The sequence below is a fragment of the Myxosarcina sp. GI1(2024) genome (assembly GCF_053543375.1).
Window position 1 is genome coordinate 70322 of sequence record NZ_JBKGTY010000002.1, and the last position, 24279, is coordinate 94600.

The 24279-nt window shown below is 41.2% G+C and carries 21 protein-coding genes and 2 pseudogenes; 11 read left to right on the top strand and 12 right to left on the bottom strand.

Annotated elements, in window-relative coordinates:
* The first annotated feature begins 22 nt into the window (after positions 1-22).
* Positions 23-418, top strand: coding sequence for a hypothetical protein (locus ACLFKQ_RS09245; protein WP_448999550.1), 396 nt, complete (start codon positions 23-25; stop codon positions 416-418).
* 269 nt (positions 419-687) lie between these two features.
* Here ACLFKQ_RS09245 and msrP read toward each other — a convergent pair whose 3' ends face one another.
* On the bottom strand, positions 688-1692 hold the full coding sequence (gene msrP, locus ACLFKQ_RS09250; RefSeq protein ID WP_448999551.1) for a protein-methionine-sulfoxide reductase catalytic subunit MsrP: 1005 nt from the start codon (positions 1690-1692) through the stop codon (positions 688-690).
* Positions 1693-1890: 198 nt separating this feature from the next.
* Between msrP and ACLFKQ_RS09255 the strand changes: the two genes are divergently transcribed.
* Positions 1891-2703 carry a tetratricopeptide repeat protein gene (locus ACLFKQ_RS09255; protein ID WP_448999552.1) on the top strand — a complete coding sequence of 271 codons (813 nt, stop codon included), beginning with the start codon at positions 1891-1893 and terminating at the stop codon, positions 2701-2703.
* A 17-nt stretch (positions 2704-2720) separates the two neighbouring features.
* Entirely contained in the window at positions 2721-3254 is a 534-nt protein-coding gene (locus ACLFKQ_RS09260; RefSeq protein WP_448999553.1) for a hypothetical protein, read from the top strand.
* Between the two features lie 52 nt (positions 3255-3306).
* Here ACLFKQ_RS09260 and ACLFKQ_RS09265 read toward each other — a convergent pair.
* Positions 3307-3954: pseudogene (locus ACLFKQ_RS09265) on the bottom strand (sugar phosphate nucleotidyltransferase).
* Positions 3955-4534: 580 nt separating this feature from the next.
* Between ACLFKQ_RS09265 and ACLFKQ_RS09270 the strand changes: the two are divergent.
* On the top strand, positions 4535-4798 hold the full coding sequence (locus ACLFKQ_RS09270; RefSeq protein WP_448999554.1) for a DUF1830 domain-containing protein: 264 nt from the start codon (positions 4535-4537) through the stop codon (positions 4796-4798).
* Positions 4799-5563: 765 nt separating this feature from the next.
* Here ACLFKQ_RS09270 and polA read toward each other — a convergent pair.
* Both polA and ACLFKQ_RS09280 read right to left on the bottom strand, forming a co-directional pair.
* Positions 5564-8515, bottom strand: coding sequence for a DNA polymerase I (polA, locus tag ACLFKQ_RS09275; RefSeq protein ID WP_448999555.1), 2952 nt, complete (start codon positions 8513-8515; stop codon positions 5564-5566).
* Positions 8516-9098: 583 nt separating this feature from the next.
* On the bottom strand, positions 9099-9785 hold the full coding sequence (locus ACLFKQ_RS09280; protein WP_448999556.1) for a YqiA/YcfP family alpha/beta fold hydrolase: 687 nt from the start codon (positions 9783-9785) through the stop codon (positions 9099-9101).
* 136 nt (positions 9786-9921) lie between these two features.
* Here ACLFKQ_RS09280 and ACLFKQ_RS09285 point away from each other — a divergent pair, with 136 nt between their 5' ends.
* Both ACLFKQ_RS09285 and ACLFKQ_RS09290 read left to right on the top strand, forming a co-directional pair.
* The gene (locus tag ACLFKQ_RS09285; protein WP_448999557.1) at positions 9922-11169 is read left to right on the top strand and encodes a DNA cytosine methyltransferase; all 1248 of its coding nucleotides are present in this window, start codon (positions 9922-9924) and stop codon (positions 11167-11169) included.
* A 599-nt stretch (positions 11170-11768) separates the two neighbouring features.
* Complete coding sequence (locus tag ACLFKQ_RS09290; protein WP_448999558.1) at positions 11769-16040, top strand: choice-of-anchor I family protein; 4272 nt, start codon at positions 11769-11771, stop codon at positions 16038-16040.
* A gap of 168 nt (positions 16041-16208) precedes the next feature.
* Here the strand turns inward: ACLFKQ_RS09290 and ACLFKQ_RS09295 are convergent, their stop codons facing one another.
* Together ACLFKQ_RS09295 and metG are read right to left on the bottom strand one after the other, a co-directional pair.
* Positions 16209-16823 carry a LabA-like NYN domain-containing protein gene (locus ACLFKQ_RS09295; protein WP_448999559.1) on the bottom strand — a complete coding sequence of 205 codons (615 nt, stop codon included), beginning with the start codon at positions 16821-16823 and terminating at the stop codon, positions 16209-16211.
* Between the two features lie 118 nt (positions 16824-16941).
* Positions 16942-18549, bottom strand: coding sequence for a methionine--tRNA ligase (metG, locus tag ACLFKQ_RS09300; protein ID WP_448999560.1), 1608 nt, complete (start codon positions 18547-18549; stop codon positions 16942-16944).
* Positions 18550-19028: 479 nt separating this feature from the next.
* Here metG and ACLFKQ_RS09305 point away from each other — a divergent pair, with 479 nt between their 5' ends.
* A complete protein-coding gene (locus tag ACLFKQ_RS09305; RefSeq protein ID WP_448999561.1) occupies positions 19029-19754 on the top strand; it encodes a lysophospholipid acyltransferase family protein in 726 nt (241 codons plus the stop codon).
* Between the two features lie 165 nt (positions 19755-19919).
* On the top strand, positions 19920-20780 hold the full coding sequence (locus ACLFKQ_RS09310) for an alpha/beta fold hydrolase (protein ID WP_448999562.1): 861 nt from the start codon (positions 19920-19922) through the stop codon (positions 20778-20780).
* Positions 20781-21076: 296 nt separating this feature from the next.
* Here ACLFKQ_RS09310 and ACLFKQ_RS09315 read toward each other — a convergent pair whose 3' ends face one another.
* Positions 21077-21481, bottom strand: coding sequence for a PIN domain-containing protein (locus tag ACLFKQ_RS09315; protein WP_448999563.1), 405 nt, complete (start codon positions 21479-21481; stop codon positions 21077-21079).
* On the bottom strand, positions 21481-21717 hold the full coding sequence (locus tag ACLFKQ_RS09320; protein WP_448999564.1) for a ribbon-helix-helix protein, CopG family: 237 nt from the start codon (positions 21715-21717) through the stop codon (positions 21481-21483). Before ACLFKQ_RS09320 ends, ACLFKQ_RS09315 begins: the two co-directional genes overlap by 1 nt.
* Before the next feature lie 226 nt (positions 21718-21943).
* Here ACLFKQ_RS09320 and ACLFKQ_RS09325 point away from each other — a divergent pair.
* A pseudogene (locus ACLFKQ_RS09325) lies at positions 21944-22108 on the top strand (CRISPR-associated endonuclease Cas1); the annotation flags it as partial.
* Positions 22109-22344: 236 nt separating this feature from the next.
* Here ACLFKQ_RS09325 and ACLFKQ_RS09330 read toward each other — a convergent pair.
* Together ACLFKQ_RS09330 and ACLFKQ_RS09335 are read right to left on the bottom strand one after the other, a co-directional pair.
* On the bottom strand, positions 22345-22524 hold the full coding sequence (locus ACLFKQ_RS09330; RefSeq protein WP_448999565.1) for a hypothetical protein: 180 nt from the start codon (positions 22522-22524) through the stop codon (positions 22345-22347).
* A gap of 54 nt (positions 22525-22578) precedes the next feature.
* Entirely contained in the window at positions 22579-22671 is a 93-nt protein-coding gene (locus ACLFKQ_RS09335; protein WP_448999566.1) for an endonuclease, read from the bottom strand.
* Positions 22672-23171: 500 nt separating this feature from the next.
* Between ACLFKQ_RS09335 and ACLFKQ_RS09340 the strand changes: the two genes are divergently transcribed.
* Both ACLFKQ_RS09340 and ACLFKQ_RS09345 read left to right on the top strand, forming a co-directional pair.
* Positions 23172-23423, top strand: coding sequence for an AbrB/MazE/SpoVT family DNA-binding domain-containing protein (locus ACLFKQ_RS09340; RefSeq protein ID WP_449000319.1), 252 nt, complete (start codon positions 23172-23174; stop codon positions 23421-23423).
* Entirely contained in the window at positions 23420-23758 is a 339-nt protein-coding gene (locus ACLFKQ_RS09345) for a type II toxin-antitoxin system PemK/MazF family toxin (protein WP_448999567.1), read from the top strand. The genes ACLFKQ_RS09340 and ACLFKQ_RS09345 overlap by 4 nt, the downstream gene beginning before the upstream one ends.
* Positions 23759-23778: 20 nt before the next feature.
* On the opposite strand, the gene ACLFKQ_RS09350 is transcribed toward ACLFKQ_RS09345, so the two are convergent.
* Positions 23779-23910, bottom strand: a complete 132-nt coding sequence (locus ACLFKQ_RS09350) for a hypothetical protein (RefSeq protein WP_448999568.1) — start codon at positions 23908-23910, stop codon at positions 23779-23781.
* Positions 23894-24199: a hypothetical protein gene (locus ACLFKQ_RS09355; RefSeq protein WP_448999569.1), complete on the bottom strand. Its 306-nt coding sequence runs from the start codon at positions 24197-24199 to the stop codon at positions 23894-23896. The genes ACLFKQ_RS09350 and ACLFKQ_RS09355 overlap by 17 nt, the downstream gene beginning before the upstream one ends.
* Positions 24200-24279: the final 80 nt, after the last annotated feature.

Consider the following 24279-nt stretch of genomic DNA (forward strand, 5'->3'; position numbering starts at 1 on the left):
CAATAATCAGGAGATACGATTCATGGGAGCTAAAGATTTTTTCCTCAATCCAGATGACGCACAAACTCTAGGCGACATTAACTACATGAGAAAGCCTGTCAGAGTAAGAAAAACTTTTCCCAAAACCCTCAAATATAAAGACGGTTTTGAAGTAGTTAAAGAAGTTTCTTCAATGGGAGACAAAAATTTTAATACTGAGCTAGACCAAGACCGAACCAGCAATACAGTATTCAACCCTACTCCTAGTTCTCAATCTCAGCCTGGAATTACTGGTGGCTCTGCGGTTACTCAAACTAATACCAATGGTTTTCAACCCGTAAACGCTAACCCTAATACCAAGCCAGAAGAGCGTCGTCGAAAAGACAACAGCATGGATATGTTTCGTAACATGGCTCGTAATATTAGAAAAGGAAGATAAGTTTTTTACTCGGGTCGATTCAGTTGTTTGGAAGTAATGATAATAATAATTAACCGAGCAACTCGAGTCAGAGCCAAAAAATAAAAAACGATCGTGAGGTGGTCGAATGATGGCCACCTCTGTTTTTATAAGATTACAATGGTTTGTGGCTCCGCCCTATTTTAAGAAGTTTCTGTTTCTCTTGCCTAAAATTGTCGTCGGTAGAACCAATTTTGCACTTCAAACTTTTAAATTCCGCGATCGCCAAAATTGGTTAGAAACTCCATTTATTAAGTATAAAGACTAGCGACATACTCTCCATAACCATTGTAAGGAAGGGTTTCTTTGATTTCCCAAGATAAATCGGGACCAGTACCGATAAATTTTTCCGTAGCCTGAGACCAACGAGGATGGGGAACATTAGGTTCGACGTTAGCTTCAAATTTATATTCGTTAGGAACGAGGGTATTCCAGTAAGTAGCTGGCTGAGTTGCCATAAATTCAATTTTTACGATAGATTTAGCTCCTTTGAAACCGTATTTCCAGGGAACGACCATACGTAAGGGTGCGCCATGTTGTTTGGGCAAGTCGTGACCGTAAATACCGACGGCAAAAAAAGCTAAATCGTTCGCCATTTCTTCAATTCGCAAACCTTCCGTATAAGGCCAAGGAAGTGAACCCAAATGAAATGTAGGTCCCGTGGTAATTTCTGGGTCGTAAAAAGAAGTAAAGCTAACAAACTTAGCCTTAGCAGTAGGTTCGACCGCTTCAATTAGAGCTTTCATTGGAAATCCAATCCAAGGAAGCACCATCGACCAAGCTTCGACACAACGAAATCGATAGATTCTTTCTTCTAGGGGAAACTGCTGCTTGAGAGTATCGAGATCGTAGGTACGAGGATTTTTTACCAGTCCCGTCACTTCAACCTGCCAATTTTCTGTAGGTAATTTCTGAGCATCCAGCCAAATTTTTTTGTTGCCGCCGAACTCATAAAAATTGTTATATTGTCCTGCGAGTTTTTCTGCAGTAATTGGTCGGTTTACCTTAGCGAATTGGGGATTTTGCGTGAAGGATTCGATCGCTGGTAAATCTAAACTGGCTTCTAAAGCTGTCTCAGAAGCAGATTTACCGACAGCAGAAGATCCTGACTGACAACCGGCTAGAGGTAAAATACTCGCTCCGATACCCGCTCCTACGAGGGTTTTAATAAAGCGACGGCGATTGTAGTACAGTCGAGGCGGAGTAATCTTGTTTTCGGAAATTTCCCAGGCTTGAGGGATACGAATCAGAGTCATTAAAATTTAGATTATTTATTATTGAGATATTCGGCAATATATCTACTTTATCAAGGCTGAAGTTATCCCGCTTGGCAAAGCCTCAAGGGTTGTAAATACCTCTAACGAGTTGAAGAAATACGGAGTCCTAGCAACTATTACAGATTAAGGAAAATATTAAACTAAAGATAAAAAACTGTAACTTCAAACAAAAATTTTATGATTCGTTGGTTAGTCAGCTTACTTTGTATCTTCTGCCTCTGCTTATGGAGTTTTCCCGAGATAGCTGTAGCAGTGGATGTCGAGGGCAACATTACGGCACAACAAATTAGAAGAGGCGAACAACTGGCTCAAAAAGCGTTTCGCGCCTTAGAGAGTGGTGACTTCGCTGGTGCCGAAGCTTACTGGACTCAGCTAATTGATGAGTTTCCCGATAACCCTGCCGCTTGGAGTAATCGAGGCAACGTTAGGATCGGTCAATATAAATTAGAAGGAGCGATCGCCGATTATACTCGTTCGATCGAACTCGCTCCTGAATATCCCGATACCTATCTCAATCGGGGTATTGCTTATGAAGGTCAAAGACGTTGGAAACTCGCTTTAGCTGACTACGACCGTGCTTTAGAACTAAATTCTCAAGATGCGATGGCTTACAACAATCGCGGCAATGCCAAAGCAGGACAGGAAAAATGGCAGGAAGCGTTAGAAGACTATCAACAGGCAGTAGCGATCGCACCAGACTTTGCTCTCGCTCGCGGTAACGCAGCTTTAGTTTTATATCAACTAGGCGATCGCACTGAAGCAATTCGTCAGATGCGTAATTTAGTACGTAAATATCCCATGTTTGCCGATATGCGTGCGGCTCTAGCAGCGGTGCTTTGGGTGGAAGGCAAACAAGGAGAAGCAGAGAGTAACTGGGTAGCCGCTGTCGGTTTAGACAATCGCTACCAAGACCTAGACTGGGTAAAAAATATTCGCCGCTGGCCTCCCGAGACGATCGCCGCACTAGATAAGTTTCTCAAGCTAAATTAAAATTGCAGAGTTTAATTATGAACCAATCTCAACCGCAAGCACCAGCGCGCTCTTTCCCCGAAGTGATCGCCAAAACTCAGTCTTTGATGGTCAAAATGAGCCACAACCAACTGACAGACTCAGAAATCGAACGAGCGATCGCTGAAATAGTCAGTACTAAAGCAGGAGCGCGTGGTTTTTTTGTAGCTTATTTAACTGGCGATTTGCCCTTAGCAGACAATCCTTCTTCTGGGGCGATCGCTGCTCTCAAAACTGCTCCTGAAGTAATTAGCGAACTGTTAGTTAAAAATCTCGCCATGTCTTCAGCAATGGCAGTGGCTCACCGTCGCAACCATGATGAAGAAAATGCCCGAGGCTCGGAACGAGTTACTAGACGCACTGCTAATTTGATTCGCCAGCTCGATTTAAATTTAATTCAACAAGAATTAACCGAGTTAGAACGAACTATTACTGAAGGGACGGGAAATTACCACGGCTTTTTGCAGCGTTGGGGTTACGATGCCGCACAACAAACAGCGATCGCGCGGGCAATTGAGGCGATCGACAATTAGAACTTCGAACTGGTTGAATTGAGTTGAACTAAAAACATTCAGCGATCTCAGACTATTGTTTGCTTTCCCGCTCATAAAAATCGATCGTAGTCTGGCGATAAACTAAAGGCATTCCCGTATCAAAATGTTGTCCTTTGACTAGATAGCCGACTGCGCCGAGCTCTTTCTGGGGTTTGTCCAAACAAGTTGTCAGTTGAAATTCTCCTTTAACCCGCTCGTTATCGGCAATTTCTGAAGCTAGAAGTTTGAATATTCTTGGCTCTAAAACATACAGACCAAAAATACCTAAAAACTCATCATTATTCATTCCCGAAACCCGTAAATTTCGTCGAGCATATTCAAGAGTCGGTTTTTCATATATTTCATTAATTTTCAAGAGCGAGTGGTTTTCTTGCCAAACTCAATATTGACTATATTCTCTGTTCTCTGGCGAAAGTTTCTGCCAAAGTTCGGGTGGTGCTGCAGACTGAAAAAAGTTTTTAAATAAATCACGATCGCTTGCCCGAACTATAATAATGCCAATTTCTTCGATACCGCCTTTTACTGCTTATTCGACAACCGCTAGAATTACTGGTATGGCACGACCTTGGCGATCGATAATCGGTAAAAACTCTTTTTTGATAGCTTTGGTTGCAGGGTACGTCCGAGTACCAAAACCTGCGGCAGTAATTACGGCTTTAGTTACTTTATTTGAAGTCATTATAATTCAAATTGTATGATAAAAATTTAAAATTTTTGCTTGACAAAATTTTTCTAAGCAATAGTCTTCAAATCAGACAAATGCCAAATAAATGTTATAGAGTTATGGCGCAAAAGCAACAACGGTTAAAAGCGATCGCTTTTATATAGATTGAGAACTTTAACCCAATTTGTTACAGAAATTTAACAAAGCTTTGTTTATGTTATAAACCATACAGAGATTGTTACCAAATAAACGCCATCATAGTATAGTAGACAAAAATAGCCTGGAATAACTAAAATAATTCTTTCATAAAAAACTGTAAAATTTTTTACAAAAGATTTGGTTTATAGTCAATTCCTTCATTACTCGTAAGTTTAAACTTTCTAATGATTTGAGTTGAGACTTTAAATTTAAAGCCTGAAATCACCTGCGACTCTATAGTAATAACAAGTAATAATAAACAAATTACTATAGATTTTTTAAAATTAGTTGATTAAAAAAAAGTACGTTTTGATTGGTATTTTTTCATAGCAATTAATTGCCTATTGAATACTTTTCATTAGCTTTTTTTTATAACTGAACTTAACTAACAATTATCATGAAAAATCAAAATCTTGTCGAGCGTCCTCATGTAAAAATTAAATCCGAAAAAATTCTTTGTCTGTATCAAAACACTACTAGTAACTTACAAATAATCAAAATTACTAATCCTGACCGCTTTCAGTGGGAAAAAGTTGTTTTTCCCGGACAAAGGTTATTATTCGAGAGTTTAATACAAACGGAACTAAATGTTTATAGCTCTACTCAGGTAAATGTTATTACAACCAATACTATTCCTTGTAACAACTTGAGAGTGAACTAACAAAGTTAAATTGTTTTTCATCGATGCTATTTCATTACTGACTACGAGCGAGCGAGAAAAGAATTTTTTAGCTCCAAGCTCGATCGAGTTCGTTTAAACGAACTTAATATCTATATTTAGATAGAAAATTTATTCTTTGGATACGCTAGAATGAAATATAGCTGGTTGTTCATGGTATTTTTAAAAAAATTTCAGCAAACAATTTTTTGTAATTACAAATATAACAAAATTATCGCGATCGCCCCAAGCATACAGTAAGCATACAGTATTTTTTCCCAAGGTTATCTAAATAAACGAATAGAAATTAACAAAATAACTGGCTCGACGATTGCTAAAGTTTTGAGGCGATTGTGCCATGTCAGTAACTTAAAAATTAGCTTAAAAAGAAGGGAAATATATGAACACTTGTCTATGTTGCCAAGATAAACTGTTGCGCCATTTAAGCCATCATAGAAGCTATTGGTTTTGTCCGACTTGTCATCAAGAAATGCCTAATGTTCCTAGTTTATTTACAAACGTTTCTAAACTAGAAATATCGAGAAATCCAGTAAAGAAACCTTTGAACGCGGTGATTAGTCAGTAATACAGTATTTCTCAGACCCATAAGATACACATTGGGAAAATAGCCAAATTTTCAAAAATTTTCAACAGGCAAAAGGCAGGAGGCGAGAGGCAATAGGAAAATTTCCTAAGTCTCTACTAGTAGTCTTTCCCTGCCTATCATACTCTTCCTACTTTCCCTAGAGATCGCTAGATTCCCCAGCCCTATTTAGCTTCCATCCAGTTTTTTCCAGCGTGAACTTCGACGAGTAAAGGAATACTCAGACTAACCGCATTTTCCATCGCTGAAATAATTAATGGTTGTAATTCCAACCATTCTTCTGGGGAAATTTCTAAAACTAATTCATCGTGAACTTGCAATAATAATCGCGCCCGATATTTTTCTAAAGTTTGGTGTAATTTTATCATGGCAATCTTAATAATATCGGCACTAGAGCCTTGAATGGGAGCATTAGCCGCCGCCCTTAAGATTTGCATATCGGAATAGCTGTAATTGAGATTTTCTAAATCGACATCTTGAGGATCGCTTCCTTTGAGCTTTTTCAAACTGTCGCTAGTGAGATTTGTATATCGTCTTCTGCCTAAAATAGTCGTAACATATCCTAAAGCGATCGCCTGTTTTTTTACTCCTTCTAAATAATCAAAAACTTTGCCATACTTCTGACGATATTTTTCAATAAACTTTTTGCCAACTTCTGGTTTAAAACCAGATTCTCGGGAAAATCTTTGTGCCCCCATACCATAGATAACCCCAAAATTAATTATCTTACCCAAGCGTCTTTCTTCGGCGGTTATTTCTTCTTTTTCAAATAGAAGTTGGGCGGTAACGCGATGCACGTCGCGACTGTTGCGATAAGCTTCCACTAATACGGGTTCTTGACTTAAATGTGCCAGAATTCTCAACTCGATCTGCGAGTAATCTGCTGCTACTAACAGCCAGTCATCTTCAGGAATAAAAGCTTTACGAATTTGTCTAGAAAACTCGGTACGAATCGGAATATTTTGTAAGTTGGGATTAGAAGAAGATAGTCTTCCCGTAGCTGTAACTGCCTGATTGAAATCAGTATGCACTCGGTTAGTGTCTTGACGAACTAAAGCGGGCAAGGCATCGACATAAGTTGATTTTAGTTTGGCTAAAGTGCGATACTCCAGCATCGTATCGATAATCGGATGATTGCCTTTGAGCTTTTCTAAGACTGCCTGGTTGGTAGAATAACCCGTTTTAGTTTTCTTAGATTTTCTACGATCCAAATTCAGGCGATCGAATAAAATTTCGCTTAGTTGCTTCGGAGAACCCAAGTTAAACTTTTCCCCTGCATACTGATATGTTTGGGCTTCAATTTCTTCTAGATCTCGCTCTAGCTTTTGGGAAAAATCTCGTAAATAATCGATATCCAAACGAATGCCAGTCGCTTCCATTTTTGCCAATATGGGTTCTAACGGCTGTTCGATTTCTAGTAATAACTTTTCTAAGTCGGGATACTGTTGGAGTTCTGCTTTGAGTTTCCCTACTAAATAATAAGTAGCATAGGTATCTACTCCGCAGTAATCTGCTACATTAGCAATATCTAGATCCGCAATAGTTTGTCCTTTAGCAATTCCTAAATCTTTATAGCTAGCAGCAGCAATTTCTAAACCATAACGTTTGGACAAATCTCCCAGATTGTGAGTAGTTTCTGGATCGAGAACGTAGCTGGCTAACATCGTATCAAAAACTACTCCTGCTAATTCGATACCTTGATAGTGTAATATCAGGCGATCGAATTTGGCATTTTGCAAAGCTTTAGGATATTTAGCACTTTCTAAAATAGGTTTTAACGCCGAGAATACCTGCTGTTTGCTTAACTGTTTTCCAACGGTATGGTTGATGGGAAAGTAAGCAACTTGAGAATTTTTTTCTCCCCAACAACAGCCAATACCTACGAGTTCGGCATCGCGAGTATCTAAAGAAGTGGTTTCGGTATCCCAAGCAACTGGCTGTTCTGGGTTAGTATGTTTTTCTAACGTAGTAATTAATTCTTGCAGCTTGGCTTCGGTGTCGATAATCTGAGTATTTAGTTTGGGAGTAAAAGTTGGTGGCTTGACTGGTTCTAATTCCCCTTCTACTAGATTTTCATCGCCAAATAAAGAAAGCTGACCGTTACTATTATCACTAGGCTGACGCGAAATGGTTATTTTTTGGCGATCGCCTGAAGCTTCTCCGCCCAATCTAGCTTGCAAGCGGTCTATACTAGCGATCGCTTTATTCAATTCTAATTCTTTTAATAAGGCAATAACTTTCTCGGTATCGAAACCCGTTAATTTACAGTCTTCTAAGGTGACATCAACAGGAGTATCGAGCTCGATTCGAGCTAAAAATTGCGAATGTAGCGCGTCGGCTTTCCCCGCCTCCAGTTTCTTTTTAGTCGCACCTTTAATCGAATCGATATTTTGATAGATAGCTTCTAAAGAGCCGTATTTGTTTAGTAACTTGACCGCAGTTTTATCCCCAATACCTTTTACTCCAGGAATGCAGTCTGAAGGATCGCCGCATAATGCCTTATAGTCAACTACCTGTTCGGGAGTGATGTTCATCTTGGCGACTACTGCGGCGCGATCGAATTCTAGATAATTTTTGGTACTAGTCTTTAAAGCCTTGTTGTCTAAATAGAGAATACCGATATTTTTAGCATCATCCACTAATTGAAACAAATCCCGATCGCCACTGACAATTTTGACGCGATAGCCTGCTTCGCTAGCCTGTCTGGCTAAAGTTCCCAACACATCATCCGCTTCGTATTCGGCTTGAGTGGCAATAGTCAAATTTAACGCCTCCAATAACTGCTGCAGATTTAACATATCGGGAATAAAGTCTGCTGGTGTTTCAGCCCGATTGCTTTTATAGTTAGAGTCGGCTTCGTGACGAAAAGTCGGTTCGCTGCGATCGAAAGCGACAGCCATCGACTGAGGCTGTTCTGACTCTAAAACCTGTAATAGAGAATTGAGAAAACCAAAACAAATACTAGTGGGAACTCCCTTGGATGTAATTAAAGGTCCACTGCGAGAATTGCTAAAGGCATAATAAGCGCGAAAAGCTAACGAGTGACCGTCAAGCAAAATAAATAGAGGTGCCACTCGAGCTGAAGAGGATGAGTTGTTTGAAATAGCTTGAGACATAAAATTATTCTAACCAGCGATCGATGTATCGCGATAATGAGGAATATTTACATATATCAAAAACGGTAAACATTAGTAAAATCCACTGGAAATTAATTTTGGGTCGATGCTAATTTATATTCAGGTACAAAGAAGTACACCAAGCTTCTTCCTAAAAGATTGTAGCTTGTACCTCCTGCTTCAATCTACACGATCTGCTTCAATCTACACGATAACTTCTTTCCAGAAAACAAAAGTTGGGCGAGACCTAATTGTCTTACTAATTAAAGTGAACCAGTTAGGAACGCAATCATAGCCAGAATTGGTAAGTTGTTTTATCTGTTGTTGAGATAGTTATTGTGCGTTTATAGTAAACCCTATTTGTTTAAATACTTCTCAAGCTTTTTATCGCTTAAATTAACGCCTCATTGGGAATTCTTCATCAAAAAAAGTCAAGAGAGAGTAGACCGAAATAGTTTAGTTGTTTCTCTAAAGGATGGATTTTTCACATATATCCGAGTCTCTCTCTCTTTCCAAATGTATAGTATGATACACAGTAGCAAAACGATCGCGACTTATGTGTCATCGATCGTTTTTTGGCATTTCAGGCAGACAAGCTACAAAAAATTTTAATTTCCTGCCAAATTCTCTGTTTTACATTTGATAAACTATGATCGCTATCTAGTTCGATTAACTTAACTTCAGGACGCTGACGGGCATAATTACGACTGGCAGCGACGGGAATCACTTCATCTTCGATACCGTAAAGAATTAATGTAGGAAGCGATCGCACTAGCGAAGATTCATCATAACTTTCAGCATCGGTTACAAACTTATAGTGCAAAGGCAGTAATTTATCTACCCCATAATGATAGATAGGTAAATAGCCAGTAGTTCGCCATTGCTCTAGCTGCGCCTCACCCAATTTAGGCAGCCAGTGATTAAGAAAGTTAAAAGCCGGTGCGAGAAGTACCAAACGCTCTACTTGAGGATACTTTTGCGCTAGCCATACTGCCGTTAAACCGCCAAAGCTAGAACCGATAATAGTTACGGGAAGATCGGAATCTGGAAAAGCCGCTGCAGTTTGCTGTATCTGTCTGGTAAGAGTAAGGCGTGAAAAATTTCCTTGGTTGAGATCGAGAACCTGTAAATTCAGATTTAATTCGGCAAAGCGATCGCGCAGATAACGAGCTTTGTTAGATTGGGGACTAGAAGCAAAACCATGCAGATAAATATATGCCATTCGGTTCATGTTGGATACCAATAATTCGAGCTTACTTCTGGTTGCCATTAATCTCTAGCGAAAAGGATTTTAGCCTCAGCATTAAGTTTAAATTCGATTAATTTCATTCAAATTAAACCGTTTTCTACTGAGATACTGTAAACTACGGCATAAATAAGCTAGTGCAACTACAAGAAGAGAAACTTTGAGCAATCGTCCAATCGCGATCGACTTATTTTCCGGCTGTGGTGGAATGTCTTTGGGTTTAGAAGCTGCTGGGTTCGATATTGCGGCGGCTGTAGAAATCGATCCCATACATTCACTAGTCCATCATTATAATTTTCCCTATGGAGCCACTATTTGTAGAGATATTTCTCAGTTATCTAGTCGAGAATTATTAAGTGCGATCGAACACAAAGGATTCCAAGCTGATATAGACTTACTAGCCGGCGGACCACCTTGCCAAGGCTATTCCCATATGGGACGCAGAGCTTTAGACGATCCCCGCAATCACTTGGTTTTTGAATATGCCAGGATCGTTTCTGAAATTCAACCAAAGTACTTTATTTTTGAAAATGTCCCCGGCATTGCAACTGGAAAACATCGCAAGTTTTTGCATGAATTAATCGATAAATTCGAACACAATGGATACTCTGTGGTTCGACCGATAAGAGTGCTAGATTCTTCTTGCTACGGTGCTCCACAAAAGAGAAAAAGGCTGTTCTTAATTGGCTATCGCCGAGATATGCCTAAACCTAATTACCCTACTCCAACCCATGGTGAAAATTTAACACCTTTGAATACAGTAAGTTCGGCAATATCGGATTTGAGTGAAATTTCTGTATATCTTGGAAAAGATAAGGGAATAAGTTCCGAGCGGCTGAACTATTCAGGATTTAGAAAAAGCTTCAGTCTAATCCCACAAGAAGCGTATTCTTTATGTCACATAAGGACTCTAAATAAAACTGTTTGGGGACATATTGGCTCGAGACATACTGCTGAAACGATTCAACGCTTTACCAATACGTCTCAAGGAAAAAAAGAGCCGATAAGTCATTTTTTAAAACTATCTCCTCATAGTTTATCTAATACTTTAAGAGCAGGAACAGCTAGTAATAAAGGAGCATTTACCGCACCTCGCCCAATTCATTATCTTCACCCCAGATGCTTATCCATCAGAGAAGCTTCTCGACTTCATACTTTTCCAGATTGGTTTCAATTTCATCGCACGATATGGCACGGATTTCGGGAAATTGGCAATGCCGTCGTTCCTTTATTGGCAAACTCTTTGGGAGCAGAAATAATTAAGTGTTTAAATATTAATAAATCTCTACTTGAAATAAAAAAATTAGATTTAATTGACGATTCAATTTTAAGTTTCAAAATGAAGCAAGCTTCAAATTTTTGGCAAGTACCTCGCGATATAATTCCTCAAAGAAAGAGAATAAATTAATTTCGCTGTATTTCTATCATAAAAATGGCGAGAATCGATACTTGCAAAGGTAATATGAAATATTCAAACGTTTGCTACAAATGACTAAGGTGGTTGGAGTCAATAATTTTTTCTGCCTCCTGCCTTAAATATGAAGTAAATATCTGCTTACAGTATGTATATTTGAAGCTGAGATGAAGAATTAGCTAAATAACCTTTTCTTAATCAAAAATTTATCTACTATTTACTCAAAACTGAGAGAGTATTCTCAAGATTAAAGGCTTTCTCTATCGGAGATAACCGGACATTGAAGGCTTTTTCCAACGATCTAGCCTCAATAGATGGTGAATATCTTCAACTATCGGTCGAACTATTTTTAGTATTGAGCCAATAGTGTAACTTATTATTTTCAATTCTTTTCTCAAGCAGCATCCTGCTTAAATCGATTTTTTTCGAGCCAAATTTAACGACAAATATCAATAAATAACATAGCTCCAGCGAGATTTACTTCGATCTAGCTGTTCATTTTAGGCTGTCAAAAAATTCGATTTTAGTAGAAAAAATTGTCTAAATTCACTTTAGTTTCACCGCTAACACTTATAACTATTGTTTCGAAATTAATGACGAAGACAAATAATATTAACTTATCTCCACTTGGCAGATACGCAACCGGAGTTTTTGACGAAGGTGCGGCAGAAATTCCTGCCTATGACTCCGAGACTCAACGGCTTTTTGTTGTCAATGGTAACGAGGGAACGGTTGACGTTCTCGATCTCAGCGATCCGAGTAATCCGACTTTAATTAAAGCCATTAACATTACTCCCTTTGGTGCAAGTCCCAACAGCGTTGCGGCTAAAGACGGTATTGTCGCGGTAGCGATCGCGGCTGAGGAGACTCAAGATCCCGGTAAAGTCGCGTTCTTCAGTACCAATGGTGATTTAGTCAGTCAGGTAACGGTAGGGGCACTGCCGGATATGGTCACCTTTACGCCAGACGGCAAGAAGGTACTAGTAGCAAACGAAGGAGAACCTAGCGATGATTATACCAATGACCCCGAAGGTTCGATTAGTATTATCGACCTTTCTGGTGGCGTAGAAAACTTAAGGGATACCGATGTGACAACGGCAGGGTTTGCCGATTTCAACGATCGCAAGCAAGCCTTAACTGAAGCGGGAGTGAGAATTTTTGGTCCCGACGTAAGTACAGAAAATCCAGACGACACCGTTACCGTTGCCCAGGATTTAGAGCCAGAATATATCGCGGTTACCCCCGACTCAGAAACGGCTTTTGTGACTCTACAAGAAAACAATGCCCTGGCAAAAGTAGATATCCGCACTGCTGAAGTTACCGAAATTCTGCCCCTAGGGTTCAAGAACTACAGTAATAATGCCCTCGACCCTAGTGATGAAGACGGAGCGATTAATCTTCGCAACGCCCCCGTTTTGGGAATGTACCAGCCCGATGCGATCGCTGCTTACAAAGCTGACGATGGCGAAACCTATATCGTCACTGCCAATGAAGGGGATGCCAGAGAATATATTGTTGAAGGTGAGGCAGGAAACGAAACTGAAACCTTTGTCGAAGAGTCACGAATAGCAGACCTCAAACTCGATCCAGAAGCTTTTCCCAATGCCGCAGAACTCCAGCAAGAGGAGAATTTGGGAAGGCTGTTAGTAACTACGACTCGCGGCGATACGGATGGCGACGGCGACTATGACGAACTATACGCTTTTGGCGGACGCTCTTTTTCAATTTGGGACAGCGAAGGCAATTTGGTTTTCGATAGTGGTAGTGAATTAGAGCGCATCACTGCCGAACAGTTCCCCGACTTTTTCAACTCTGACAACGACGAAAACAGCTTCGATACTCGTAGCGACAATAAGGGACCAGAACCAGAAGGAGTAGCCCTCGGAACTATTGGCGATCGCAATTATGCCTTTGTCGGGCTAGAACGAATCGGCGGAATTATGGTCTATGACATTACCGAACCTAGCAGTGCCGAGTTCGTTCAATATATCAATACCCGCGACTTTGAGGGCGATTTGGAAGCGGGAACTGCAGGTAATGTTGCGCCTGAAGGTTTAGAGTTCATTCCTGCCGCAGAAAGTCCCACCGGAATGCCTTTGTTAGCAGTTGCCTACGAGGTGAGTGGCTCTACCGCCGTGTTTGAACTGACTACGTCGATTAACCCGAATCAGGGAGAAGGGGAAATGTCCCCAGTTACCGGAAGCGATCCAGATTCAGAAACTGGATCGCAACCTATGGATGAAGAACGGTATAGGCTGCAACTCCTCCACACTTCCGACTTAGAAGGCGGTGTAGATGCCATCCAAAACGCTCCTAACTTTGCAGCGAGCGTAGACTTCCTAGAAGAAGAAGTCGCAAACTCCCTGACCATTTCCGCCGGAGATAACTATATTCCGGGTCCTTTTTTCTCAGCGGCAGGTGATGAATCCCTAGTCGAGCCTTTACAAAATGCCTACAAAGACTTCTACGATCTTCCTGAGGATGCGCTCTCCAGGCTAGAAGAAGGTGTGGGACGGGTCGATATCTCGATTATGAACTTCACCGGCTTCGATGCGTCAGCCATTGGCAACCACGAGTTCGACCTCGGACCGGATACGATGGCAGATATTATTGCGCCTACAGTTGACGATAGCGATGATGACGGAACGCCCGACGAACTCAACTGGCTAGGTGCTCAGTTCCCCTATCTCAGTACCAACCTCGACTTTACCAATAGTGCGCTTGAGGATCTAGTTGCCGAAGGTATTTCCGAAAATACGGCTTTCCAATCTTCGCCACCCTTTGAAGATTTAGACGCAAGCGGCTCTGCCGGTACGCGGAGTCCAATCGCCAATACTCCCAAACTCGCTCCAGCGACAGTTATCGAGCGTGGTGGCGAGCAGATTGGCGTTGTCGGCATTACCACTCCGCTGTTAGCCAGTATCTCTTCTCCCCGTGAGGTTGAGGTAGTTGGACCCGATACCAACGATCTTCAGGCTTTGGCTGAGGTTATCCAGCCCACCATTGACGAATTACTGTCGCAGGGTATTAACAAGATCGTCCTGACCTCACACCTCCAACAAATTGCCCTAGAGCAGGATTTAGCTCCCCTACTCTCTGGCGTAGACATTATCATCGCTGGCGGTTCTGATACCATACTTGCCGACGAGACAGATACGCTGCGTAGCGGTGACACCGCTGCCGATACTTATCCTATTTTCGTCGAGAATGCCGACGGCGAACCCGTAGCGATTGTTAGTAGTGCTGGGGAATATTCCTATGTGGGTCGTCTGGTTGTCGATTTCGACGAAAACGGCGTTGTCATCCCTGAAAGCGTCGATCCCGAAGTAAGTGGTGCTTATGCCACTACCGATGAAATCGTCGCAAGTCTTTGGGGAAGCTTAGACGAAGCTTTTGCTGACGAAACCAGAGGGGAAGTCGTCCGACAGGTTACTGATGCAGTTGAGAACGTAGTCAATACCAAAGACAGCAATGTCTTTGGCTTGACTGAGGTTTTCTTAGATGGTCGCCGTGAAGAAGTGCGCACTCAGGAGACTAATTTAGGCAATCTGACCGCTGATGCCAATTTATTTTACGCCGATTTCTACGATGATGAAGTTGCTGTCTCGATTAAAAATGGCGGCGGCATTCGCGCTCCCATTGGGCAGGTTGTCAATGAGGGCAACGAAACTCAGTTTTTGTCACCTCAAGCAAACCCCGCCTCCGGTAAAGATGAGGGAGAAATTTCCCAACTCGATATTGAGAATACTTTGCGCTTTAACAACGAGCTAAGTTTACTCACCGTAACCGCTGAGGAACTAGAGCAAATCGTCGAGTATGCCGTATCCGCTACCGAAGCAGGAGCGACCCCCGGACAGTTCCCCCAAATTGGCGGCTTTGCCTTTAGCTTCGATCCCGATGCCCAGGCGATCGCCATTGATGAAGAGGGCAACGTTACTACAGAGGGAGAACGGGTTCAAAGCCTGTCAATTACCGATGAAGAAGGGGTTACCGATATAATTGTTGAAGATGGTGAACTAGTAGGCGATCCCAGCCGCGAGATTCGCTTGGTCACCCTCAATTTCCTGGCTGACGGCGGCGATGGCTATCCTTTCCCAGCCTTTGGCGAAAACCGCGTCGACCTGCCACCACAGCCCCTACCTGATGCGGCTCCCAACGAGGCGGAATTTGCCGAACCAGGTACCGAACAGGATACCCTAGCGGAGTATCTCGCCGTTAACTTTCCTGCTGATGACGATCCCAGCACACCAGCTTTTGACAATGAAGATACTCCTCCTGAAGAGGATACCCGCATTCAGAATCTTCTCTTTCGCGACGACACGGTTCTCGATAGTAGTAGTAATGGCAGTAATGGTGATGGCGGTGTTGTAGTCGATAATGTTCCCGTAATCGATTTAACAGGCATTGAAGATGCTGCTAATATCTCCCTTACCGTCAGTCGCGATGCTTTCTTTGAAAACACCGTTGGTTTGTTTGAAGTAACGGACACTGACGGCACCGTTATCGATCCTATTTCTGGTGAAGCGATCACTCCTGGGGATGCTGGTTATCTTGACGCTGCTTTGGCAAATAGCTTGGATCTCAGCCTCAGCGTTCCTGAAAATAACCAACAGGCAGAATTTACTGCCGAACTGGCTGGTGGCACTATTTATGCGCCTTTCTTAGTAGTCGATGGCGACATTGAAGAACTTACCGACTCAAACAGTAGCAACGAACCTACGGTTTACTTCTCTTATAAGACAGCTAACAGCGACGAGTTCTCTCACATTCGCGTTATTGGAGAAAACACTTATGGATTTGAAGATATCTTCAACGGCGGCGACAGAGATTTCAATGACATCATCGTTGAATTTGACCTTGCTTGATTTGATGCTTTAGCAAACCAACTAAACTAATTTGTCTATTTCGGAGTTCGGAGACGTTGCTCGACCACGTCTCCATTTTTATCGCTTGCGAACATTCACTGCAAATAAATAATTGGCGGCGAAGACACGAGCTTCCCGCCAACTGTAGAAGTTTGAAAACTAGTTTAATTATCTAATTTCAGGACTGGGAGAATTTTCCAAAATACCAAAACCCGAAAAACTACGATAGGGATCGCTAGGCTTGATGTTTTTTTGAATATCTTCTTTAATTTGATCGAGATCGATATAATGATCGGCAACATTGATCAAGCTATCGCTCGTCATCGATCGCAAGCTGACAACTTCTACTCTAGCACCGCGATAACTTACCGCATCTACAGAATATGCCAAATCGCCATCGCCACTAACTAGTATTGCCGTATCGTAAGCTCCGACTAAGGACATCATGTCAACGGCAATTTCTACATCTAAATTGGCTTTTTTCGAGCCATCTGGTAACTGAACTAAATCTTTAGCAATTACGCGATAGCCGTTGCGACGCATCCAGAGTAAAAATCCCTGTTGCTTTTCGTTAGTGCGATCGACTCCGGTATAAAAAAAGGAACGCAACAATCTCGAGCCACCTGTAAGACGCGAGAGCAATTTACTGTAGTCGATTTCAATACCCAACTGTAGGGCGGCGTAAAATAAGTTAGAGCCATCGATGAATATCGCTACGCGTCCCCTATTTTCGAGAATCTGTTCTGGGGTAAATATCGGATCGCTTCCAAAATTATCTAGCATTTTTTTAAGCCTCGTTATTATTTAAGTAAAACTGAAAAAAGTTATTTTTTGAATGTATTAAATTTGTTATTGTTTGACTGACCAAAATTTATTTTAATTATTTAGCCGACTGCAATTTTTATTGCAGTTTTGATTCGGGTAATTCTAGTTTGGCAAAAATAGGACTAGCTTTACCTAAATTTTGATTTGCCGCTAGTTCTCCCCACTGAGAGTGAATGGCAAATTTAGGTTGGTTTTGCTCCGACTCAATCTCATTGAAATCCGCAGTAAATCCTAACTGTTGGTAGATACCATTACTCAAGTTGGGGATAATCGGCGATAGTAAATAGGCTGACAATCTAATCGATTCTAGAACTGCATACAAAATTTGTTCTACATCAGCCTGTTTTTTCTGCTTGAATAAACTCCAAGGCGCACTATCATCGATATATTTATTACTAGCGCGAATTAGATCGAAAATCTCTTCGCAGGCTTGGCTGGGTTTGAGATGTTCGTAAGCATCGGTAACCCGCTCTCCCAAATCCACACCTATTTTTTTGAGTGGATGCTCTAAATCGTAATCAGCTTTAGTTAATTGGGGACCGTTACCTTGGCAATATTTGTTTAACATTCCCAAAGTGCGATTGAGCAAGTTACCCAAATCGTTAGCTAAATCGGCATTAAGAGTATTGATAAAGCGAATTTCATTAAAATCGCCATCTTTACCCAACTCAATTTCCTTAACGAAGTAATAGCGTACTGCATCGGCACCGTAGCGATCGACCAAACTAAAGGGATCGAGAGTGTTGCCCAAACTTTTACCCATTTTTAGCCCATCTTTAGTTAAAAAACCGTGACCGAAGACGGTTTCTGGCATACTCAATCCCGCAGAAGCTAACATAGCAGGCCAGTAAACTGCATGAAAACGCAAAATATCTTTACCAATTAGATGGAGATTAATCGGCCACCGTTCTAATGTGGCATTGGCTAAAGTTGGCTCTCGTCCTGGTTCTAGTAAAGCTGTTAAGTATCCCAACAGAGCATCGAACCAGACATAAATCGTATGCTTGGGATCGACTGGCAGAGGGAACCCCCAGTCGACATTGACGCGAGAAATGGAGAAGTCTTGTAAACCTTGGGTGACGAAATTTAAAATCTCATTACGTCTGCTAGCTGGCTGAATGAAGTCGGGGTGGGCGGCATACAATTCTTCTAAATGTTGCTGATATTTAGAGAGACGAAAAAAATAGTTTTCTTCATCTCGCCACTCGGCTGGTTTATTAACATGAATCTGACAATATTTATCTGCGGTTAATTCCCTTTCTTCTTTAAATTCCTCACAGGATACGCAATACCAACCCTGCTGACGAGCGAGATAAATATCTCCTCTGTCCCAAACCCGCTCAAAAAATTCATTGACGATCGCCTGATGGGATTTGGCAGTAGTTCGACTAAAGCGATCGTAGCTAATATTCAGCTTTTCCCAGAGAGATTGAAAACTGGCTACAATGCGATCGCAATGAACTTGAGTAGCCAAACCTTTTTCGTCGGCAGTGCGCTGAATTTTGAGTCCGTGTTCGTCCGTACCCGTAATTAACAACACGGATTTTCCCTGCAAACGTTGAAAACGTGCTATAACATCTGCCACGATGGTAGTATACGCACTACCGATGTGAGGAATGTCATTAACATAGTAAAGCGGAGTTGTAATAGTAAATTTGTAAGTATTAGTTTGGTACTCGTTCATTTATATAGATACACCTGATATGAATCTAACTCCATAGTCAAAATTTCAAAATTTAGCGAATTTATTTATTAGCATATTTTTTTAAGATTCGAGCGTTATAAAAAGCAGAATTGGCTAAATCTGAGTTAGAAAGTTTGTCGGATTTAATTACGCTAACAATTTTTGTCGATGACTTTTGCTTTGGCTATGTAATTAGAAATCAAGCGTTATTATATCTAGTTTATAACTCGTCTGGCTGACACTATCAGTATTATTGACAACATAGATTAATGTAGCCATTGGGAAAAATACTTAATACTTGTTTGATTTCTTTTACAAAATCCTTAAAATAAATCTATTTTTGGCTCGAGCGACTAATTTCCGACTTAAATATAGCTTCCGCCAGAGCGAAAAAGATTAAAAATTTGTTAACTATTTATGTGGGTCTTCTATCTCCTTAACCTTATAAATTAAATTATTCTTCAGGTTTAATTGCGTAAATGTCTTTTTATACTTCTCATTTGACAGCCCAATCTATTTTGTCAGCAATTGATGTCAGGTTATCTGTCGAGGGTGCAGACCGTATTCCTCAGGATATCCCGACGATCGTCATTAGTAATCATCGCAGTTTCTTGGACGCCCCAATCTTGATCGCTAGTCTGCCTTATTCATTGCGAATTGCTTGCCATCATTACATGGGACAAGCACCGATAATTCGTCAAGTAGCTGTCGAGCTCCTCGGTTGTTTTCCTCTAGCGGAATCCCCACACAAAAAACAACGGTTGTTCGCTCGTGCCGCCAAACTTTTAGCCGCCAGACAGTGGGTAGGATTATTTCCCGAAGGTACCAAACCAATGGTAGAACCAACCCAACCCAACCGCTTAAACGAGTTCGAACGAGGATTCGCTCATTTAGCCTGGAGAGTTCCCGTATCCCAACTGGCAGTTTTGCCGATCGCGATCGCCTCTTTGGATGAAACTATTTATCCTACAATTCCCATTCGTTGGTTGAGACAATTCGACCGAAAAGAGCCATTTTTTGATCGCCCTGGTTTTCACCCCATGATAATTTACCATCGAGTTAAGGTTGCTATTGGTCGTCCTTATATAATTGATAGTGCCAAAAAACAGCAGTATCAGGGCAAACAAGCCAAAGAACTAGCTCTCGGTCTTACTCATTATTGTCAGACACAAATTTCCGAACTACTCAGTAAAAGTTACCCTTAGCATTCAAGCGATCGTGTATGGCGGTTGGCTTTTAGGGAGAAGTTCACTCTACCCCTCAGTTATCCCGGTTGCCATTAGACTATTTCTGCGATAGATGATAGTTAATAATAAGGAATTTTAATTTTTAATAACCCATTGCAATATTCCTCAATCTTACCCTTTTGAATGAAACAACCTCGAATACGTTTCTTACCGTCGAAAAACAGTTTGGGCGCTCGCCGCAGCGAGCGAGACTCAAAATTCCCTCTATTTATCTATATTCCTGGTCTTGATGGTACAGGAGAACTATTACAAATTCAAGAAAAAAAGCTAGAGGCTAATTTTGCTTTACGTTGTCTATCTATTCCTGCCAATCATTTAGGTGATTGGGAAATTCTGACAGGAGAAACCATCCAACTGATCGAGCGAGAATTACAGTTTAATTCCCAGCGTTTAGTCTATCTTTGCGGTGAATCTTTCGGTGGCTGTCTGGCGATTAAAGTTGCTCTATATGCTCCAAATTTAATTCAACGTCTAATTTTGGCAAATCCAGCATCTTCATTCGACCGACGACCTATTTTAGGTTGGGGTGTCGATTTAATTCGCTGGATGCCACCTTGGGTACATGGCTATTCGGCTGTTGGTTTACTACCTTTTTTGGCAGAGTTGTCTCGCATCGAGCCGAACGACAGAAGAGCTTTAATTAGGGCGATGAGATACCTTTCACCCCAACAAGTAAGTCGCCGTCTGGCTTTACTAAGAGATTTTGAAGTTTCTCCAGCAGAATTAAATGGCATCACAATACCGACATTAATTCTGGCAGGTGCTGCAGACCGGCTTTTACCTTCCGTTGAAGAAGCGCGACGCTTAACGGCTTTGCTTTCAAAGGCGAGAATGACGATTTTACCCCATAGCGGTCATGCTTGTTTGTTGGAAAAAGAGATCGATTTATACGACATTCTCGCTCGACACGATTTCTTACCGACTGAGAATTTAGCGGCTACCAGGAGAAAAACTAGCGAGAGTGTCATGAGGGGTAATCTGTGAAATTTTGCAGCTTTTAGTATTTGAAAGAGTTAAAATTGATTTTTTCTTTCATCTGACAAAATATATCAATCGTTTTGGTAGCTACAGACTAGATTTGAATCGAAAACCTCCAGCATTGAATTTTGAATTTTCCCTAATTCCTAGTTGATGAAACTCAATTCAGATAAGGGTTAAAGGGGGATATGAACCTTGCAATTCACGAATCGTTGCCACCCCCCTCGATCGCTTTCTAAATTAGAACTACTAGACAAAAAACAGTTACGTGTTCTACCTTCGATCGCCGTAAGTTTTTAATTCTAAAGCGAGCGCCAATTTTCTAAAGTCAAGTCTTCAATTCTGACAAATTCTTTAGTGTTGGACGTTACCAAAGTCAGATTATGACATAAAGCGGTTGCTCCAATTAGTAAATCGTATGCACCTATAGGAGTGCCAGCTTGTTTTAGTTTGACGCGAATTTGGGCAGCGCGATCGCTTTCTTTGGTGGCAAAAGCAATAATTGATATTGAATTGAAGAACTCAGCAAAAATTGGTCTTAACTTTTTTGCCTTAGCAGGATTTAAGATTAATCCATATTCAACTTCCATCAAAGTTATCGCGGAGATTGCTAAGTCATAAGGAGGATGATTTTTAATTTGAGTTAACGTTCCTAGATCTCCTTTAACAAAATCACTAATAGTGCAAGTATCTAGCAAAAAGCGCACTAAATTACCTCTGTTTCTTCTGGATTTAACAGTTCATCACGATAAGATTCAAAATCCAATCCCTCTTTTATGCCTCGAAAATCAAGTATGTTTTTCGACCACTTAGATTTATGATGCTGGGAAATCAAGCTTTGAATAGCTTCTCTGATTAGGGCATTGCGAGATTTGCCAGTAACTCGTGCTAGATTTTGTAATTCTCGTTCTAACTCATCTTCCAAATAAAGATTGAAGTTCATTTTTTTAGCCAAGCATGAGAGATCAGTATATATTATAACTGCTTATAACTGTTGAAAAATCTTAGCGTTCGAAATTTTGTTATAGGTGGAAGCTTTTTCGCCAAGTTGATTGATTAAGATAGTTGTAATCAAAAGTAAACAAAAGGTTTACAAGCAATGCAATTACTGCCAATACCTGCTGAAACTAAAACTATCCGTGTTTCTGCCCTCCACGCTCTGGCTTACTATCCTCGTCTTTGACATGATGAATGCCATTTTAAGTGTTGGTTTAGAACCAGCATTGGGATTTTATCATCAGCCTCGTTCTCAAGCTGCACCATTGGCTTTGGATTTGATGGAGATTTTTCGAGTTTCTTTAGTAGACATGATTGTGGTTGCCTCCGTTAATCGTCTTGAGAAAGGTGCTTGTAAAATTGCTACTGGATGCATACACAAAAGGAGGTTCGGCAACTGCCGTGTCCTAACCTTAGATGCCGTAAGGCGTTGATCCCTAGCGTATCTGGGCGCTGGTGTCGTAGTCGAATGAGTGTCCTAACCTTATCGATCGCGGATAGCAGGCGGCGATATCTCCGATGAGAAAAGTTTGAACTATGGCTAGAACGACGAGTATCGTTCTAGCCTGACTTGTTATTGTTGAGTAGCTAGTTTCGCTTTGATAGACTGATAAAAGACCTTATCTTTTTGTTTTTCCTGCTTGAGTTGGTCTTTGAGAAGTTCTACTTGACGCATACTAGGATGGTGTCGATATATATCTTTCAGCCAATCAACGTAAGCTAATCGAGTTTGATTCTTAGTTAAATCTGTCATGATTTCCTCCTGGATGTGGAAGTATTTCCAATCTGAAACGGTCTTATTGGAAGTTCATTTCTCTTCGTTAGCAAAGTAAGCATAAGTGCCGATAGTAACAGCTAAAAGCCAGCCCAAAACTAAAACGCTAACTAATGCGATTGTCATGATGTTTCTCCTCAGTCAAACACTGAATTTGAGCAACGACGGAGGTCTTTAATTGCTGAGGAAGCACGAGGCTTACAAGGGGGCGAGGCGACCGAGTCGTACCGACTTGCTTCGCAACCGCCCCACAGCCCCTCCTCAGCAACCGCCTCCTTCTCAATCGCAGCGCTGGATTTTACATCCAGCGACCGATTGAGTTGCAAACACAAGCTAACAATTTTGTCTAGCAATTTTAGTGTTTTTTAATAAACCGCAGAAATTGTCACATAGAGCAATAGAATTCTCAGACTGGTAAAGAACTGGAGAGTTGGTCGTTATGATGTGGGATCGCCAATCTTTGATAGTTTCGCACTCTGGGTTTTTCCTACTTTAACTCGATGGTGATGAGAAACTAATTCTGCTCGGAAGTGTTTATGAGTCGAGCGGGGAAATAAGCGATCGCAAGACGATCGAATCGACTAAAATTATACAATGTATAATTACAACTAAAATTAGTAGTGACAATGGAAGTAGAGTTAAGAAAATGGGGTAACAGTATTGGACTTCGCATACCGAGTAAGGTAGCGCAGAGTTTGAGCATCGATGAAAAATCGGTAGTGGAGCTTACTGAGGAAGAAGGCAAGTTAATCATTAGCAAGAAACAGACGGTGCCGACTTTAGACGAGCTCATAGCCAGCATTCCCGAAGAGTTTGAATATTCCGACGACGTGGCTGATTTTGTCGGCAGCGAACCTGTGGGCGAGGAACTGTTATGAAAATTCGGCGGGGGGAAGTAATCAGAATAAATTTAAATCCCACTCAAGGTAGAGAACAAGCGGGTAATGCCCGTCCCTGTTTGGTGTTGAGTCACACTAAATACAATGCAGCAAGAGGGGGTATAGTTGTCGTTACTACCCTAACTAGTACGGTCAAGCCTCAAATTAAAATGATGATTCCCGTTCCCGAAGGCTTCAAGGCTAGAGGCTCGGTAATTGCCGAACAAGTGAGAACTTTAGATCTAAAAACTCGCTGGTGGAAAACAACAGGTGAAGTATTGCCCACAGAATTTGTCGAGCGCGTAGTCGAAACTTTTAAAGTAATTATTGGTTGAAATTAGTTCTGCGATTCCCTTTACCAGTTGTCGTCACAGGTATTAATGCTCATTCCTCCCGAAGAAAAATAGGAACATTCACCATCACTGACATAAGAGCCATATCCTCCTGCTCCACCGCTACTATAATAACTGTCAACAATAACTGTCAACTCGACCACTATTTTGGCTGTTAGCCTGACTATTAAGGTTTTGTTCGATTTGCACGTAGACATTGCCTTGAATCTGGGGATTTCCTTCATAACCCCAGTAGCCGGTATCAGAATCAATCCAGTAACGTCCAGAAGGCACTTCATAACCAACAAGGGTTTGGAAGTTTTGTAACTCTTGTCCTTGAATTAGTTCTCCGTTAATAAATACCTGCGCTTGAGCTTTCAAAGGCATTAAGCCGATTAAAGAACTAGTCAGAAATAAGATTGTAGCGTAAAGAAATTTATTCATCGAGTCGAGGGAGTTTCTCACGTAGATTTTGATTAACTTCTCTAGGTTCTGTTGACACAATTAACGCAACCAAATTAAAG